This window comes from Pseudomonas sp. SST3 (assembly GCF_003325755.1).
Genome location: NZ_QORI02000008.1, coordinates 113,937 through 129,477, shown reverse-complemented (window position 1 = coordinate 129,477; position 15,541 = coordinate 113,937). Strand labels below are relative to the sequence as shown.

Below are 15,541 nucleotides of genomic sequence, written 5' to 3'. Positions count from 1 at the left end.
TCTTAGGGAAACTCGGCTGGCTCAGCCTCGTGGGCCTTGTGCAGCAGCTCGATGAAAGGTCTTGCCTCGTCAATGGTATGGGAGGCGATCGCGGTAACGGGAATCCCCGGCGTCCATGAGTTCATCACCGCCGCACCGGAGAGTTCGTTCAGGCGTTCAAGCGTGATGAACTCGTGGCGCTGCGGCACATTCAGGCGTGCAAGTTGACGCTGAACCATGCCCATCATGGTGCCTTTCAGCATTTCGGCCCGGGGCCAGATCACCGTATCTCCATCCCAGAACACCAGGTTCCAGATGGTGGCCTCACTCAGATGCCCGCGATCATCGAGAAACGCCGCATCGTCAAAGCCCTGCCGTATAGCTTGGTGCAGGTAGTAGGTCTTGCCTACTTCGCCGACATGCTTGATCGTGGCCAGAGGCCGCTGGTGCGCGATGGCACTCAAGCGTAACGGGCCTTTCGGTCCATCAGACGGAGCGGCGGTACGCACGAGCACGCCAGGCTCAACATCCATGCTATCGGCGGTGAATTCGCCATGGGGAGAGAAGACGGTGACCGTCAGCGACTGGTCTCTCGCCCCCTCTTGAATCGCCATCCGAATGTATGAGCGCAGAAGCTCATCAGACGCGCCCGGCCAAAAAACGCCAGGGAGGCATTGCGCAGACGGTCCAGGTGAAGATCCAGCGCCTTGACCTTGGCGTTTCTCACCTGCATCGCCGTGAAGTGTGCAAACCCAGCAAAAGCCAGCGGGTTGAGTTGCAACGCGGTGACAGGTTGACCATTGATGAATGAAGGGTAAGGGTTCGGTTGGGTCGCCATGAGAACAGCTCCTGATGGTGCTCAGTTGATCGAGCCCCTATCATCGACTCTGACAGCGCTGTCAGAGTCAAGGCGAAACAAACGATGAAAATAGGCGAGCTATCCAAGCGTTCTGGCGTCAGTGTCAGAATGCTCCGTTACTACGAAGGCGAAGGACTGCTGAAACCCAAACGCACAGCCAGCGGGTATCGCGATTATGCTCCGGAAGAATTACGCACCGTCGAGCGCATAAGGTTACTGGGCGCGGCCGGCATGACCCTAGCGACCATATTGAAGTTCTTGCCATGCGTGAGAGGCGAAGGCTTGGCGTTCGAGCCCTGTGACGAGCTGCGTAACGTCCTGTATGAGCAAATCCGCGTTGCCGATCAGAAGGCCGCAGAGCTGGCTCAAAGCCGAAAGGTTCTGGAGAGTTTTCTGCACGAAGTTGAGCGAGGCTAAGCAGTCCTGGGCACTAGTTATTTCCTGGCCCTATCACTGGGTCCTGCCTCACTTCCGTCAGCCCTACCGACAGCTTCGCCTTTGCACGACGTGCGAAGTGGGCGGAAGAAGCGACAGTGACAGGCAGGTATTGACTCCGAACGAAATAGCCACTGGCAGCGTCACGCGCAACTTTCGTGAACAAGCGCTGATTAGCCGAGGCCCTCATACAGATAGACTGCCCCTGATTCGACAGCACAAGGAAGATTTTCATGGGGACGGACACCCTCAAAGACGCAGCCTACCCGTTCGATCAGGGGTGGGATCTGGACACCGGCTGGAAGCCTGACAGCACTGGCAGCCGCGATTCAAGTTGGCTGCCTGATCGTGGCTGGAGCCGACAGGCTGAGATGCCGAAGAGCAAGCCCGGTAGCGGTGGCGCCTCCTTTGCCGCCTGGGAGCAAAAGGTCGAAGCCGCTCCAGAACTATCGGATTGGCCGCCGCCCGATATGCTCAAGGTTCCCGAGGCTTTGCCGCCCGGCTTCTACCGGGTGCCGCGCAGCATGTCCGGCGAGCGGGTGCTTGCCAGGCTGTTCGCCGACGCGCCTCACAAACACCTGGTCAATCGCATCAAGGCGCTGAATCCAACCTTTGCGAAAGGCTTCAAAGCCGGGGAAATGTTCGTCCTGGGCAACCTGATCAACCCAGCCGCGTGCTCACGTGAAGAAGCTGACCTAATGGCGGCTGCCGCCGAGGTGCGCGCGGCTCTGAAGTCATTGAGCGAGAGCGAAGCCAATTTCATGGCTGACCATCAAGCCGAAATCGCTTTGATGGTGGGTGGCGCAAGCGGGTCGCTGGGGCTCGGCACTGACGTGCTCGGGAACGGCTTGAAGCAAATCGAGAACACGCTGCGCGATATCGAATACCTTCATCAGCGCGAGTTCGCAGCGCATGGTCATCTACGCAGCCAGCTATTCTTCACGTCCCGCCAACAGCTATACCGACAGCTCGACAATCAGCTGAAGGCGACCTTTCTCGGCAAGCAACTGGGACTGGGCAACTACCCAACCCTGCGCCAGGACCTCGGTATTTCCACCCGTAGCTTGGTGCACCATTGGAGCAAAGGCGGCGCACCGGGGCAGATTCCCGGATACGCGACCCACATGAATGAAATTGCTAAGGCGGCGAAGTACCTCAAGAACGGCACCTATATAGGTATTGCCCTGGGCGGCACGGCCTCTGCCTTGAAAGTCCAAGAGGTTTGTCAGGCCGGCGAGACCCAGGCATGTCAGAGGATTAGATTTACAGAGACGGGAAGTGTTGCTGGAGCGTTGGGTGGTGGATCTGTAGGCGTTTGGATGGGGAGCGGCGCTGCCCCGGCTATTTGCGCAGCCATCGGACTGGGCTCTGGCGGTATCGGCGGTGTTATTTGCGCCCTAGTTGTAGTAGGCGGAGCTTCGGCGGCGGGAGGAGCTATTGGCGGCGGATCCGGGGAAAAGGGCGGAGAAATATTGTACGAGTGGATGCAGCCATGAATTTTGATATCGATACATGGCACCCTGGATTGGCATTTGCTTTTTTGCTGGCCCCTTTCGTGATTGGACTATCTGGTGTGGCCATTGGTATCTACATAGCCTGTTCCCGGCATTTCGACACGATGCTCTCAGCGCTTCCAAACAGCGCCTGGGCAAGACAGCAGGATATTGTGGGAACAACGAGTCTGGCTTCGCGATGCTACTTGGTCAGTTCGCTCAGCGGAGCCCTGCTCCTCTCAGAATTCAACGTCCGTAAAGGTGTGCTCGATGCCAACGATGTCAGCAACTTTCCACCCTCGCTACGGCGAATCATGACGTTGTCCACCAAGCTCGCATTTATTGGCATGGCGTGGCTTTCTTTGGCATTTGTCCTGATCAAGTACGCCGGAAGCTGAAGAGGCCGGCAGTCGATTCATACACCACCGATTTGTGCTGCGATAGGAATAGCTTCGGGTGGCGAAGATGGAATTGTTTGCGATCTGGTAGTAGCCGGGCGGCTTCGGTTGCTGGCGGTGCCGGTGATGGCTGGGCGGGAGAACTGGCCGGGGACAAAATTTTCAAAAGGAGCCAGTGATAAATTTCAGTGCTTGGTTTGAAACTTGGCCCTTAGACTTCCAAATCGCCTTTCTTCTGGCTCCGTTCGTGATTGGGTCCTCCGGCATGCTCATGATTCTTGTCATGGCATACCGAAATCTCGACACGATTCTCCACACGTTACCGAACAGCGAATATGTGCTAAGACAGAAAATGCTCTGGGGTAATAGCGGTCTTTACTCTCGTTTTATTCTAACCAGCAGTTTGGCAGCTAGCATTGTTCCTCAATGGTCACATAAACCGCGGAGACCTTTTGGAAAGCGAAGTTCGCAACTTGCCCCGCTTCATTAAACCCCGCATGGTAATAGCTTGGTGGCTATGCTTTGCTGGTATGACTTGGCTACTTTTGACAGTTGGCCTACTAAAGCTCACGGCAGATTGAAGACGACACACCAGCATCCACCACAATTCAATTGATCGCTTTGCAACTAGACTACAAAAGCTGAATTTTTTCTAGCTTATCCATTCAACATACACTACAAGGACGTTCCATGACATCAAAAAACGAAGTATCAGTAGCTAAATATGTAGGACTATTTGCATTATTAAATACAATATTGATGGTCTTTTTTAACGTGCTTGCGCACGGCTTCGACATTGACCTTGGCTCCGGAGCAAACATAGCAATGCTTATGGGCGCTTCTATAGTCACCTCCAATCAATTTGTAGCAATCAACAAAAGAGCTCCAGATAAGACAGAAAAAAACAAGTTGATATTAGGCTGCCTATTATCATCAGTTACCATATCGGCTGCTGGCGTTGCGATATTTATTTCCGTTGCATTAGGCCCACAAGGGCTTACTGAAATAACAAGCATTATTCCCGCATTGTCTACGCTGACGTGGCTCGTCATTATAACCGCAGTAAGTTTGCTCTATTATTTAATGCTAAACCTCTCTTTTGGATGGCATGCGAATAAAACCGCCACGAAATCTCAGTTAAAGGGATAGCGTAACAATCGCTTGACCCGGTCGTTCATTAGCGTGATGACTTATACAGGTCGCGAACCGCAGCACCCGGGGGCGCTTCTGGACAGGTTCGAGAAGACAACCAAGGCCATCATCGTCGCAGCGTCTGGACGACCTACTTCAAGGGCGCGCCCGGGCTAGGCCACGACGCCGGTCAGCGGCACGCCGAGGAATACGATTGAAAGATTCAGCACGCGGTTTGTTGCTCGTGACGAGCGGTATCGTCTTACTCAGCTTCGATGGCCTATTGGTGCGTCTGGCGCAGGCAGACGGCTGGAACATCGTGTTCTGGCGCGGGCTGTTGATGTTCGTGGCCCTGGGCGTGTTCTCGCTGTCCGCCAAAAGCCGGGCAAGTATCAAGGCGCAACCGCTGATCAGCGCTGGCTCCGCACTGCTGCTGGCGTTTACTTCGATCTTTTTCGTGCTGGCTGTTATTCACACCACGGTTGCCAATGTGGTGGTCGTGCTCAGCACGGCGCCGCTGTTTGCCGCCCTGTTCACGCGCTTTTTCCTGCGCGAGCACGTGGGGCTGCACACCTGGCTGGCGATCGGCGTGGCGGCGCTGGGGATCATGATTGTATTCGCCGGCGCCTTCACCCCGACGGATCTGGCCGGTAACGGCTATGCGCTGTTGTCCTCGGCGGCGGTGGGCGCCAACCTCACGCTGCTACGCCGCCATCCGGCTATTGATCGGATGCCGCTGATCGCGCTCGGCGGGTTGGCCGCCGCGCTGATTGCCCTACCCAATTCCCAGCCGTTTAGCCTGGGCGCCACCAGCTACTGGGTATTGGCCCTCATGGGTCTGGTCCAGATGCCGCTGGCCACGCTGCTGATCAATAACGCGACCCGCTATCTGCCCTCGGCTGAAGTGGCGCTCTTCTATCTATTGGAGAGCGTGCTGGGATCGCTGTGGGCCTGGTATTTCCTGCAGGAGATGCCCGCCAGTGCGACGCTCTACGGCGGAGCACTGGTCATCGCAACGCTGGTGGTACACGCCGGTTGGACGTTGCGCCCACGCTCGGCGCTGCCGGCCTGAACGAGCCGCGAGCCGTCCGGATAACCGCCTGGATTGGTGCATGGCTAGCTCGGCTGCCTCGCGCGAGCCAGCCCGAAGGAAGCACGGGAAGGCTTGCTCCGGCAGACCGCCCTCTTCACGCATCGATGGGCAGTCAGGAGCATATCCACGCCGCAACCGGCCAAACGCCGTGCATTCGAACAAAGGCCGGTCAGTTCCCTGAACGCTCGAAATAAACGCCACTGTTGACGGTGACAAAGACGCCGCTGTCGCAAGGGGAGCGGTTTCGGCTATGAATCCTGTGTAAGGATGGCTGCACAAGCAGGCAGGAACCACTGGTGCCGGAACCGTGGTTATTCTTGTTGGCCTCACGGCCAGCAAACTCGTCAATACCGATACCAAGGGTGGAAAGCAAGCGCGGGGCAGTACGCGCGCACGGACAGGTTTCAACATCACTGGAGAACAAGCAATGGCCGATACCAGCGAAATCCCGGCGCCAGGCGGGAATCTGATCGACACCGATTATCAGATCGGCCAGGACAATCTAGTCACGAACATCGGCCCCTTCGATGTCGACATCCACAACCCTGTGTTTGCTATCTCCGGTCTGATGACGATCATATTTGTCATCTTCACGCTCGGGTTTCCAGACTTCGCCACCGGCATCTTCACCGCCGCGATGAGTTGGGTGACGGTCCGCTTCGACTGGCTATTCATCCTTGCCTCCAACATCTTCCTGGTGTTCGCCATCGCGGTTGCTCTGTCGCCCTATGGCAAGGTCAGGCTCGGCGGAGTGAATGCGAAACCCGATTTCTCCGTACTCGCATGGCTTTCCATGCTGTTCGCGGCGGGCATGGGTATCGGGCTCCTGTTCTGGAGCGTCGGTGAGCCGATGACGCACTTCGTGAGCTCCGTAGCGGAGGACGCCGGAAGCCCTGACAGTTGGGCTCCATTGGGTGGATTGCCCGGCGATGTGGAAGGCTCTACTAGGCTCGGGCTTGCCGCCACGCTCTACCATTGGGGACTTCAGGCGTGGGCCATCTATGCCGTCGTAGGGCTTGCTCTAGCGCTATTTGCCTTCAATAAAGGCCTTCCGCTGGCGATAAGATCCACCTTCTATCCGATCTTCAAAGAGCGGGTCTGGGGCTGGGTCGGCCATACCATCGACATTCTGGCCGTGCTTGCGACGCTATTCGGCCTTGCGACCTCGCTTGGGCTTGGCGCCGAACAGATCAACGCGGGCCTGTTCTTCCTTTATGGTGTTCCGGTTAGCGACACGACGAAAATCGTGCTGATTACGGTGATCACCGGTATCGCGACTTATTCCGTCCTGCGTGGACTCGAAGGCGGCGTCAAGCGTGCCTCGGAAATCAACATGATCCTGGCGTTCGTACTGCTGGTCGCCGTGTTCGTGTTTGGCCCGACAGGCGCCATCGTGGAGCGGGTCGCGGACTCGGTCGTGAGCTATTTCGCCTATCTGCCGGCACTGTCGCAGCCCTTTGGTCGCGAGGACGCGAACTACGCACAGGGCTGGTCGTCGTTCTACTGGGCGTGGTGGGTTTCGTGGTCACCGTTTGTTGGGATGTTCATCGCACGGGTGAGCCGCGGCCGCACGGTGCGCGAATTCATGATCTGCGTGCTTATCGTGCCTTCTGCCGTCTGCATCCTCTGGATGTCGATCTTTTCCGGCGTCGCCTTCGACCAATACATCAATGACAGTTACCGCGCGGTGGCGGATGCAGCGCTGGAGGTAAAACTCTTCGCAATGTTCGACCTCTTGCCGTTTACTCAAGCGATGTCCCTGTTGGGCATCGTGCTTGTCGCCGTTTTCTTCATCACCTCATCGGACAGCGGCTCGCTGGTCATCGACACCATTACCTCAGGCGGCAAAGACGACGGCCCAATTCCCCAGCGCGTATTCTGGTGCGTGTTCGAAGGCCTCGTTGCCATCGCTCTGCTCTTGGGTGGTGGCCTCAAAGCCCTGCAGTCCATGGTGGTAACGACTGGCTTCCCGTTCACCTTTGTCCTGCTGCTGATGTGCGTCAGCATCATCATCGGCCTGAAAAGCGAGCTCATCGCACCGCGCCGAACCTGATGCAAGGGCGGCGCGATTACACCGCGCCGCGTCTTCCTCCGCCTCGTTGTGCATTTAGCGCGCTGGAGAGCTAGCAAGTAGCCTGGAAGATACGCGTGGAAAAGGCTTCGCCGTTTTCCACCCTACGGCCGGACCTCGCGTAGCGCGGCCCGGCGTTGTCGGTATCATCCCGTCAACTCACACAACCCGCCCGGCACCGCCATCACCCAATCCCGCACTGCCTGAATCGTCGGATCGTCCCGACGGCTTTCCGGATACACGAGGTGAAACGGCTTGCCCTCTATCTCCGGCCCAAACGGCTGCACCAGCCGCCCGTCCTTAAGCTCATCCTCAATCAGCTGACGGCTCATCAGGGCCACTCCTTGGGCGCCAATGGCGGCTGATATGGCGTGGGTTTCGTCGGAGAAGACCAGCCCAGCACTGACGTCCAGCCCCGGCACATTGGCCAGCTTCTGCCACGAAGCCCAATGAATCGGGGCGGATGCCGCGCCCTGGGGACGGAAGTGAATCAGCGAGTGTTTGGGTAGCTCGGCGGCATCGCGCAAGCCAAGCAATGGGCTGCAAGCCGGGACGAAGGTGTTGTCGAACAGCTCTTCTGCCACCAACCCCGGCCAGCGGCCATCGCCATAGCGAATGGCGATATCCGCCGTGGCACCATCGAGCGCCACCGGCTCATGCGAGGCGTGGAAGCGCAGATCGATATCGGGACGGGAATCGCGCAGCATGCACACCCACGGCAATAACCAGCGCACCGCCACAGCCGGAGTGGTACTGAGCGTGATCGCCTGACGGCAGGGCCCCGCGCGGAGTCGTTCAACCGTTGCGCTGATGGTGTCGAATGCCGTTTCCAGCGTCTGTTGCAACTCACGCCCCGGGTCGGTCAGCTCCAGCTTTCGTGGCTTTCGCAGAAATAGCGCAACACCGAGCGATTCTTCCAGCAAACGAATCTGGTGACTGATGGCCGTGGCGGTGACGGACAGCTCCTCTGCTGCCTGTTTGGCGCTCTCATGGCGGGCGGCCGCTTCGAAGGCCCGCAGTGCGGAAAGCGAAGGTAATCGACGGTTCGCCATGGCTGAGTTTTCCTCATCTGTACCCGGAAATAATCATCGTTTGTCGCCTACAGAGCCTAAACCTAGCCTGGGTCTACCGCGAATGACAGGTGAATTCATCTACAGAGGAGACCCACCATGACGCACCTTCTGCACCTCGATGCCAGCGCCCGCCCCGGCCTTGCCGGCAAGGACGCACACGGTTCTCACAGCCGCAATATCAGCCAGCGTTTCGTCAGCCAATGGCTATCCCGCCGCGCGCAGGACAGCGTGAGCTATCGGGATATAGGCCAAAACCCGCCCTCTTTCGTCAGCCACGACTGGATCGCCGCAGCCTTCACGCCCGAAGAGCGCCGCGAGCCGTGGATGAAGGAGGCGCTGGCAGAAAGCGACCAGCTGGTGGATGAGCTGATCGCTGCCGACGTGCTGGTAATCGGCACGCCGCTCTACAACTTCGGCATGCCCGCGGCGCTCAAGGCCTGGATCGATCAAGTGGTGCGCCTGGGCCGGACGATTGGGTTCGACGAAAGCATACAGCCCGATCCCTACGTTCCAATGCTGGCGGACCGGCCGCGACACGCGGTCATTCTTACCGCCAGGGGCGGCATAGGTTTTGGCCCCGGCGGGGAGATGGCTCACATGAACCACTTGGAGCCGAGCCTGGCGACGGCGCTTGGTTTTATCGGGATTACCCGCATGCACCAGATCGCGATCGAGGGGCAGGAACTCGGTGGCGAACTGCTGGCTACTTCGGTGGCTCAGGCGCAACGTCAGGTCGATGCCTTGGTGGCGGAGCTTCAGGGAGAATTTGAGAGTGCTGCTCTGAGCCAGACCTTCCAAAGGGAGGTCGAACCTATCCAGTGAGACAGCCCGGATGAGACATGGGAAAAGGCCGCCAAATGCCACCCTGCGCAACGAGATTTATCAACAGGAAGCGGCGAGAAGGCCTGCTGCAAAAAAAAACAATACGCTCAGCGAGCTCTGTTCGCTGACGCCTTCAAGCTGTACGCGAACAATGGCGCGCCGAATAACACCGGCGTGACCAGACCTTTTGGGCCGTCAACGGACTAAATGCAGAAAGCCCGGCACTTGCCGGGCTTTGCATCACTGCAATTGCACTTACTGCTGGGTGATGGTTGCCAAGTTGCTGGAGCCAGCCTGAATGATCGAAGCGTGATCATTCATACCAGACTGCACGGCGAAGGCGGTGTTGCTCATGCCGCTTTGAGCAATATATGCCTCGTTGGTCATGCCAGATTGAGTGATAAAGGCGTCGTTTAGCTGGCCATCTTGGTCAACATTGGCGTAGTTGCCGCTGCCTGTCTGGTCAATCTCAGCGTAGTTATCGTCACCAACCTGGAGTATGTCAGCCGTGGCTAAATCGCCTTGGGTAACACGCAGCTCGTTGCTTGTTCCGAACTGCTCTGCAGAAACAATACCGGTGTCTTTTTGGTTGACAGTAGCAACGTTGTCGTCGCCGGCCTGAAATACATTCGACAGATTGCCGTCGCCATATTGTCCAACGTTAGCGACGTTGTCGTTACCGCTCTGCGTGATGAACGACCAGTTCCCATTGCCACCCTGGCTAAGGTTGGCATCGTTACTTGTGCCGTCCTGAGTCACGATTGAGAAGTGATGGCCGCCACCGCCATGAGTGACCTGGGCCTCGTTGCCTTCGCCGGTTTGGAAGACCAGGGATGTATTGTCAGACGCTACTTGCACGATCAAGGCCTGGTTTGAATCGCCAGCCTGGGCGACCGTGGAGTCGGAGCTCACGCTGTTTTGTGTGACAGCAGCCTGGTTCGTATTGCCCGACTGGTAGACACCGGAGCGGTTGTCCGAGCCAGTCTGGTCGGTAGTGCCGATGTTGCCGTCACCATCCTGGTAAACCAACGACAATTGCGTGCTGCCAGCCTGGGTCACGGTAGCCTGTTGGTTATCACCAGTCTGGTCTACGTAAGCTTCGCTGGCCGCCGCCATGGCGTTGGCAGAAGCGGCAGAGATAAGGAGAGCAAGTAGCGTTTTTTTATTGAACATGTGTAGCTCCAATCGGGGAGTAGTGGTTTACATCCTGTTCCCACAACCAATCCGCTCGGGACTGGGGAATACCGACCGTGATACGGCACGGCATCGGCAAGATAGCCGCCGTCGCCTCCACCAACCATAAACCGAACGGCGGATTTTCCACTGGCAGATCGCCGGTCCTTGCGATCAGTACGCACGCAGAATCACCAAGCCTCCTCCACCTCGCCCGGTACAATGCCGCCCTTATGCATCATTCCAGAGCCTCCGACTATGTTCACCCTCACCCACCTGACCACCCCGCCACCGGAATCAATGAAGAGCCAGGTGCTCCAGATGGTAGTGGACTATCTGGGTGACATCAGTCCGGTATCGCTTCCACCGAGCAACCCGCTGTATCAGCTCTATCAATACGTGGTGGGTTATGAGGTGCATCGCTATCTGGACAGCATGGACGGCGCGCAGCCGGGCAAGCCCGAACTGATCATGGCCCTGGATGCTGACGACCCGGCCAGCCTGCTGGGTTTTGCGCTGTACCTGCCCTATGTCGATGATGCCGAAGCCTGCGCGCTGCTTTATCTGGCGGTCCAGGCCAGCCATCGCCGACAGGGCATTGGCCGGGCCATGGCCGAGGCAATGATGGCGCGTTATCCCCATGCGGAAGTGGCGTGCGTGGCGGGCAAAGTGCCGTACTTCGAAGCGCTGGGCTTCATGCCGTTAGCGGCTCGCGGCCCACAAGTGGTGATGAACACCCGGAGCCAGGCATCTAGCGGCACGGTGGCGGTGCAGGACCTGCAGCCGATTTTCCAGTCTCAGGAGGTCCGGCAGATTCACAGCTATCTGGTGAAGCAACACGGTGCTCAAGCCATGGGCGACGCGGAGAAAGACCGTGATCATCTATTCGACGAACTGGCCCTGCAGGCCGAACACCTGATCCAGACCCACGCGCAGCCAAACGCTTGCACTGATCGCCTGATCAGGCGGCCCCCAAGACGCCGTCGTTTTGTAGCTGCGTACCCAGAGCGCTCAGCAGCACCGTCTGTCCGGCGTAGCGTAAAAAGCGTGATCCGTACCACCAAACCCCCTACCAAACCTTGTTCGCTTAGATTTCGAGACTAATGTGCGCGTGCCGGCAATTTAATATCTCACCAGCTCTCTGCCTAACACTCAGGAACGAGTATCCATGTTCAAGCACTTTATGATGAGCGCCGCGGCGCTGAGCTTCGCCGTGTTGTCCGGCTGCGCGTCGGTACCAATGGAATCCCCCGAAAAAGACCAGGCGTTCAAGGCTTTCCCGGCCCCACCGCAGGATCAGGCCGGTCTGTACATTTTCCGCGACTCCATGCTTGGGGCTGCGCTGAAGAAGTCCGTGAAGATAGACGGTGAAGTCATCGGCGAAACCGCCGCCAACACCTACTTCTATCGCCTCGTCACGCCAGGGCCACACACACTGGCCACCGAGTCGGAGTTCAGCGACAACCTTCTTGAACTGAATGCCTTGGGTGGTAAAAACCACTACGTACGTCAGTCAATCAAGATGGGGCTGTTCGTCGGCGGCGCCAAGCTGACCGAAGTCTCAGAAAGCGAAGGCCAGAAAGCTGTGGCGGGAACCGAACTAGCGCGCTAGTTCATATGTTCGAGCGGGAATGCCCGGCAGATTGCTGATCCCGGCACGCTACAAGCCCGGGCCGAACCCGCCACCGCTGCAAAGATAGCCCCGCAATCGCGGGGCTTTTTCATCGCTCGGTAGTAATGTTCGGATCATCCTCGGCATACAAAAAAGGGAAAGAAGCACAGCCACTCACGTGACGTAAACCCTAGCAATGCTCGTTCCCCGACGAATCATCTGTCAAACCTTCACGCAAGCAAATATCGCATTCCCGGAAATCTGATCCCAAGGAGCGATCTTCTCGTAATCATGCTCAAGCACGTGGATTTCGAAGTACGGCTGCAGCAGCTCGATCAGTTCGTCAAAACTGACCGCTACCATGGCGTGTTCGTCGTGCCATAGCTGGCTTTCGCCGGCAATGGTTTTCTCGATGCGCAGCTTGAGCGACTGCCGCTCGCCAGTGCCTGAGTAATGCCAACCGGAGCTGAAGCTGAACAGGCCCTCGGCGTGCTGGGCGCTGTGCGAGACGAATGAGCGGTTGTCGATGCTGTGTTTGTCGACGGCGTTGAAGCAGAAAAGCCCACCCGTTATCAGCGCACTATGCACACTGGCGATGCAGGCTTTCAGGCGCTCGATACCACCGCTGTAATGGATGGAGTACAGGAAGCAGGTAACCAGGTCGACCGGCTCAGCCACGGTGAGCTCACACATGTCCTGCAGGGTAAAGCGCGCTTCGGGGCAGCGAATGGCTGCTCGGTTCAACATGGGCTGATTGATGTCGAGGCCACTGCTTTCGTAGCCGGCATCGATGAAATGCCGGACATGCGGTCCGGTACCACAGGCGAGATCCAGGTGCCGGTTTCCGGCGTTACCGAATAGGCGCTGAAGTCGGTGAACACAGTGGCTTTGCGCTCTGTAGTCGATATCGGCACACATAAGGTCGTAATAACCCGACAAGTCGGTATAGAGCGCATTGCCGGGCATGATGACCTGAGATTTTAGACGTGAGGCGTTGGCGGGCGCGCATCATAATCTCAACCCCGCCATGAGGGAATCGCCATGGTGGCGGCTGTCAGGTACGGGGGGACATACCGGAGAACATGCCCGCCCCCAGGCGCCTGATATAACGAAGCAGCCGTGTAGATAAGAGAAAGATGGCAGGCCCCTTCGCCGCAAAGCACCTGAAGTTTCGCCTCCCATCCTCTCCTTTGCGGTCAATCACTCATCCGGAATCTCTGCCTCGACCAGCTTCGCCAGCAGCGTCAGCGATTCCTGCCAGCCGAGGTAGCAGGCTTCGGCTGGAATCATGTCGGGGACGCCCTCCTGAGTAATGTTCAGCTCGGTGCCGCAGGAAACCGAGGTGAGCGTCACCGTCACTTCCATGGTGCCCGGTAGGCCCGGATCATCGAAGGTGTCCTCGTAACGGATGCGCTGATTTTCCAGCAGTTCGAGGTATCGGCCACCGAAGCTGTGGGTCGCGCCCGTGGAGAAATTGGTGAAGGACATCCGGTAGCGACCACCGACACGAGCGTCGATCTCATGCACCTTGCCGGTGAAGCCATTCGGCGGCAGCCATTTGGCCTTGGCGTCCGGGTCTAAAAATGCGCGGTAGAGGCGATCGGGCGTAGTTCGCAATACGCGATGAAGGCGGATAGTGCTGGGCATGGCGGGTCTCCTTTGGCTGGGTGTTTGCCGCAATGGCTCTGATAGTCGAAAGGAGCAAGCGGATTTCGACACCGCGCCAACATTTTTGCCAGATCAGCGCTGCGCCGTGGCTGCCAAGAAGGTCGTGTCCCCCGTCCCCCCGTTTCACGTCGACCCCATCCCGTTGAGCAGCGCCGCGAATCCGCCGGACGAGGCCGCTGCATGGCGAGCCCGAGGACGCTTAGGCGCCATGTATCGTTCGATCACTTTTCCACGCGACCGACGCGCGTGGTCTGCCCGCGCTTACGGGGTCCCGGCACCGCCGCACCGAGCAATCGCTGAAAGGTGGGACATTCGGCATGACTCGGCGCTGGGCAGGCGGCGGCATGGCGCAGGCCCTTACTCATGGCGCGAAGCCGTCTGATGGTCGCGTCCAGCTCATCAGCCTTGGCCGCCAGCATGGACCGGTCAATGTTCGGCTTGCCATTGGGCGCGAACATCGCGCGAATTTCCTCGAGCGTGAAACCGGCCGACTGGCCGAGCGCTATCAGCGCCAGCTGATCGAGGATATGCGGCGCGAAACGGCGTCGTTCGCCCGGGCGACCGAGCGAGGCGATCAACCCCTTCTCTTCATAGAAGCGCAGCGTCGAGGCCGGTAAGCCCGAACGCCGGGCTACATCGGAAATATCCATGGGCGAGCCCTTGACCTCAAGTTCACTTGAACTTGTAGAGTCGCGCCGAAATACCATTCGGTCAACCCGCGGGAGGCTTCCATGACATCACTGACACATGCACTCATTCTGGCCGGTGGCCTCGGTATCGGTGCCACTGCGGTCATGGACCTGTGGCTGGTGGTGCTCAAGCGCCTGGGTGTGGCAACGCTCAATTTCGCCTTCATTGGGCGTTGGGGTGGCCATCTGTTACGCGGTCGGCTGAGGCACGAGGCGATCGCCAGATCGCAGCCGGTCAGAGGCGAATTGGCGCTCGGCTGGCTGTTGCACTACGCCACCGGCGTCGTCTTCGCCGCGCTGCTGCTCGCGTTCCAAGGCAGCGCATGGGCCTACGAGCCGACGCTGTTGCCCGCACTGGCGATGGGGCTCGGCACCGTCATCGTCCCCTTGTTCATCATCCAGCCTGCCATGGGCGCAGGCCTTGCCGCGCGCCGGACGCCGGCGCCATGGGGCAACTGTCTGCGCAGCCTGGCCAATCACGCCGTGTTCGGCATCGGGCTATATTTGTCTGCGGTGGCGCTCGCCGGTTGGCTGGAATGGGGGCTGCCGTCTTATCTTGATCTTTCACACTGACCAGCCTTTTAAGCAGGAGACGACGAATGACCGGCACCGAGCTGACCGATCTCTACCACGGCTACATCACCTGCTTGAACAGCCAGAACTGGCCGGAGCTGAGCCGTTTTGTCGATGTCGAGGTGCATTACAACGGTCAGCGAGTCGGGTTGGAAGGCTATCGCCGGATGCTTGAGGAAGATTTTCGAGCGATTCCAGATCTCCGTTTCAATGTCGAGCTGCTGGTTGCCGAGCCGCCTCGTGTGGCATGCCGGTTACGGTTCGATTGCACGCCAGCAGGCATGTTGTTCGGTTTCCCAGTCAATGGAACAAGAGTCGCCTTCAGCGAGAACGTGTTTTACGAATTTCAGAACGGCAAGATTCGGCACGTTTGGTCAGTGATCGATAAGGCGGCGGTTGGCGCTCAGCTTCGGCACCCATGAAGGATCGACCGAAATGATCTAGCTAGCGTTCCGGATATAAGCCGGGCTTC

Annotated in this window: 17 protein-coding genes and 1 pseudogene; 11 read left to right on the top strand and 7 right to left on the bottom strand. The window is 58.3% G+C overall.

The features are described 5' to 3' along the window. Positions 1-2: 2 nt before the first annotated feature. Both DQ405_RS10390 and DQ405_RS27470 read right to left on the bottom strand, forming a co-directional pair. Complete coding sequence (locus DQ405_RS10390) at positions 3-593, bottom strand: aminotransferase class IV (protein ID WP_241729924.1); 591 nt, start codon at positions 591-593, stop codon at positions 3-5. Continuing rightward, positions 557-817, bottom strand: coding sequence for a hypothetical protein (locus DQ405_RS27470; protein WP_241729922.1), 261 nt, complete (start codon positions 815-817; stop codon positions 557-559). Before DQ405_RS27470 ends, DQ405_RS10390 begins: the two co-directional genes overlap by 37 nt. An 84-nt stretch (positions 818-901) precedes the next feature. On the opposite strand from DQ405_RS27470, the gene DQ405_RS10385 reads away from it, so the two are divergent. The 6 genes from DQ405_RS10385 to DQ405_RS10360 all read left to right on the top strand — a co-directional run bounded on the left by DQ405_RS10385 (position 902) and on the right by DQ405_RS10360 (position 7,441). Continuing rightward, positions 902-1,255 carry a MerR family transcriptional regulator gene (locus DQ405_RS10385; RefSeq protein WP_045162980.1) on the top strand — a complete coding sequence of 118 codons (354 nt, stop codon included), beginning with the start codon at positions 902-904 and terminating at the stop codon, positions 1,253-1,255. A gap of 488 nt (positions 1,256-1,743) precedes the next feature. After that, on the top strand, positions 1,744-2,769 hold the full coding sequence (locus DQ405_RS10380) for a hypothetical protein (RefSeq protein ID WP_241729920.1): 1,026 nt from the start codon (positions 1,744-1,746) through the stop codon (positions 2,767-2,769). Beyond that, positions 2,766-3,164: a hypothetical protein gene (locus DQ405_RS10375; protein WP_168424149.1), complete on the top strand. Its 399-nt coding sequence runs from the start codon at positions 2,766-2,768 to the stop codon at positions 3,162-3,164. Before DQ405_RS10380 ends, DQ405_RS10375 begins: the two co-directional genes overlap by 4 nt. A gap of 690 nt (positions 3,165-3,854) precedes the next feature. Beyond that, on the top strand, positions 3,855-4,313 hold the full coding sequence (locus DQ405_RS10370; protein WP_168424148.1) for an ABZJ_00895 family protein: 459 nt from the start codon (positions 3,855-3,857) through the stop codon (positions 4,311-4,313). A gap of 196 nt (positions 4,314-4,509) precedes the next feature. Next, positions 4,510-5,367 carry a DMT family transporter gene (locus DQ405_RS10365; protein ID WP_168424147.1) on the top strand — a complete coding sequence of 286 codons (858 nt, stop codon included), beginning with the start codon at positions 4,510-4,512 and terminating at the stop codon, positions 5,365-5,367. Positions 5,368-5,815: 448 nt separating this feature from the next. Then, positions 5,816-7,441 (top strand): BCCT family transporter, encoded by a 1,626-nt coding sequence (locus DQ405_RS10360; protein WP_168424229.1) that lies wholly within the window; start codon positions 5,816-5,818, stop codon positions 7,439-7,441. A 164-nt stretch (positions 7,442-7,605) separates the two neighbouring features. On the opposite strand, the gene DQ405_RS10355 is transcribed toward DQ405_RS10360, so the two are convergent. Then, positions 7,606-8,511, bottom strand: a complete 906-nt coding sequence (locus DQ405_RS10355) for a LysR substrate-binding domain-containing protein (RefSeq protein WP_168424146.1) — start codon at positions 8,509-8,511, stop codon at positions 7,606-7,608. A 117-nt stretch (positions 8,512-8,628) separates the two neighbouring features. On the opposite strand from DQ405_RS10355, the gene DQ405_RS10350 reads away from it, so the two are divergent. Then, positions 8,629-9,354 (top strand): FMN-dependent NADH-azoreductase, encoded by a 726-nt coding sequence (locus DQ405_RS10350; protein WP_168424145.1) that lies wholly within the window; start codon positions 8,629-8,631, stop codon positions 9,352-9,354. A gap of 255 nt (positions 9,355-9,609) precedes the next feature. Here the strand turns inward: DQ405_RS10350 and DQ405_RS10345 are convergent, their stop codons facing one another. Beyond that, the gene (locus tag DQ405_RS10345) at positions 9,610-10,527 is read right to left on the bottom strand and encodes a hypothetical protein (RefSeq protein WP_168424144.1); all 918 of its coding nucleotides are present in this window, start codon (positions 10,525-10,527) and stop codon (positions 9,610-9,612) included. Between the two features lie 258 nt (positions 10,528-10,785). Here DQ405_RS10345 and DQ405_RS10340 point away from each other — a divergent pair. Together DQ405_RS10340 and DQ405_RS10335 are read left to right on the top strand one after the other, a co-directional pair. Next, positions 10,786-11,480: pseudogene (locus DQ405_RS10340) on the top strand (GNAT family N-acetyltransferase). A gap of 215 nt (positions 11,481-11,695) precedes the next feature. Then, a complete protein-coding gene (locus DQ405_RS10335; RefSeq protein WP_168424142.1) occupies positions 11,696-12,139 on the top strand; it encodes a DUF2846 domain-containing protein in 444 nt (147 codons plus the stop codon). 222 nt (positions 12,140-12,361) lie between these two features. On the opposite strand, the gene DQ405_RS10330 is transcribed toward DQ405_RS10335, so the two are convergent. The 3 genes from DQ405_RS10330 to DQ405_RS10320 all read right to left on the bottom strand — a co-directional run bounded on the left by DQ405_RS10330 (position 12,362) and on the right by DQ405_RS10320 (position 14,457). After that, complete coding sequence (locus tag DQ405_RS10330) at positions 12,362-13,105, bottom strand: class I SAM-dependent DNA methyltransferase (RefSeq protein ID WP_168424141.1); 744 nt, start codon at positions 13,103-13,105, stop codon at positions 12,362-12,364. A gap of 234 nt (positions 13,106-13,339) precedes the next feature. After that, positions 13,340-13,786 (bottom strand): SRPBCC family protein, encoded by a 447-nt coding sequence (locus DQ405_RS10325; RefSeq protein ID WP_168424140.1) that lies wholly within the window; start codon positions 13,784-13,786, stop codon positions 13,340-13,342. A 242-nt stretch (positions 13,787-14,028) separates the two neighbouring features. Beyond that, on the bottom strand, positions 14,029-14,457 hold the full coding sequence (locus DQ405_RS10320; RefSeq protein WP_168424139.1) for a helix-turn-helix domain-containing protein: 429 nt from the start codon (positions 14,455-14,457) through the stop codon (positions 14,029-14,031). 81 nt (positions 14,458-14,538) lie between these two features. Here DQ405_RS10320 and DQ405_RS10315 point away from each other — a divergent pair, with 81 nt between their 5' ends. Further along, positions 14,539-15,069, top strand: a complete 531-nt coding sequence (locus DQ405_RS10315; RefSeq protein ID WP_168424138.1) for a DUF2938 domain-containing protein — start codon at positions 14,539-14,541, stop codon at positions 15,067-15,069. Positions 15,070-15,095: 26 nt separating this feature from the next. After that, positions 15,096-15,491 carry an ester cyclase gene (locus tag DQ405_RS10310; protein WP_168424137.1) on the top strand — a complete coding sequence of 132 codons (396 nt, stop codon included), beginning with the start codon at positions 15,096-15,098 and terminating at the stop codon, positions 15,489-15,491. Positions 15,492-15,541 lie beyond the last annotated feature (50 nt).

What these genes read in the sequence shown, in the direction of transcription:
- DQ405_RS10310 (WP_168424137.1), top strand. Translation starts at nt 15,096, where the DNA reads ATGACCGGCACCGAGCTGACCGATCTCTACCACGGCTACATCACCTGC.
- DQ405_RS10355 (WP_168424146.1), bottom strand. Translation starts at nt 8,511, where the DNA reads ATGGCGAACCGTCGATTACCTTCGCTTTCCGCACTGCGGGCCTTCGAA.
- DQ405_RS10345 (WP_168424144.1), bottom strand. Translation starts at nt 10,527, where the DNA reads ATGTTCAATAAAAAAACGCTACTTGCTCTCCTTATCTCTGCCGCTTCT.
- DQ405_RS10335 (WP_168424142.1), top strand. Translation starts at nt 11,696, where the DNA reads ATGTTCAAGCACTTTATGATGAGCGCCGCGGCGCTGAGCTTCGCCGTG.
- DQ405_RS10390 (WP_241729924.1), bottom strand. Translation starts at nt 593, where the DNA reads ATGGCGATTCAAGAGGGGGCGAGAGACCAGTCGCTGACGGTCACCGTC.
- DQ405_RS10375 (WP_168424149.1), top strand. Translation starts at nt 2,766, where the DNA reads ATGAATTTTGATATCGATACATGGCACCCTGGATTGGCATTTGCTTTT.
- DQ405_RS10385 (WP_045162980.1), top strand. Translation starts at nt 902, where the DNA reads ATGAAAATAGGCGAGCTATCCAAGCGTTCTGGCGTCAGTGTCAGAATG.
- DQ405_RS10360 (WP_168424229.1), top strand. Translation starts at nt 5,816, where the DNA reads ATGGCCGATACCAGCGAAATCCCGGCGCCAGGCGGGAATCTGATCGAC.
- DQ405_RS10325 (WP_168424140.1), bottom strand. Translation starts at nt 13,786, where the DNA reads ATGCCCAGCACTATCCGCCTTCATCGCGTATTGCGAACTACGCCCGAT.
- DQ405_RS10320 (WP_168424139.1), bottom strand. Translation starts at nt 14,457, where the DNA reads ATGGATATTTCCGATGTAGCCCGGCGTTCGGGCTTACCGGCCTCGACG.
- DQ405_RS10350 (WP_168424145.1), top strand. Translation starts at nt 8,629, where the DNA reads ATGACGCACCTTCTGCACCTCGATGCCAGCGCCCGCCCCGGCCTTGCC.
- DQ405_RS10370 (WP_168424148.1), top strand. Translation starts at nt 3,855, where the DNA reads ATGACATCAAAAAACGAAGTATCAGTAGCTAAATATGTAGGACTATTT.
- DQ405_RS10315 (WP_168424138.1), top strand. Translation starts at nt 14,539, where the DNA reads ATGACATCACTGACACATGCACTCATTCTGGCCGGTGGCCTCGGTATC.
- DQ405_RS27470 (WP_241729922.1), bottom strand. Translation starts at nt 817, where the DNA reads ATGGCGACCCAACCGAACCCTTACCCTTCATTCATCAATGGTCAACCT.
- DQ405_RS10380 (WP_241729920.1), top strand. Translation starts at nt 1,744, where the DNA reads ATGCTCAAGGTTCCCGAGGCTTTGCCGCCCGGCTTCTACCGGGTGCCG.
- DQ405_RS10330 (WP_168424141.1), bottom strand. Translation starts at nt 13,105, where the DNA reads ATGCCCGGCAATGCGCTCTATACCGACTTGTCGGGTTATTACGACCTT.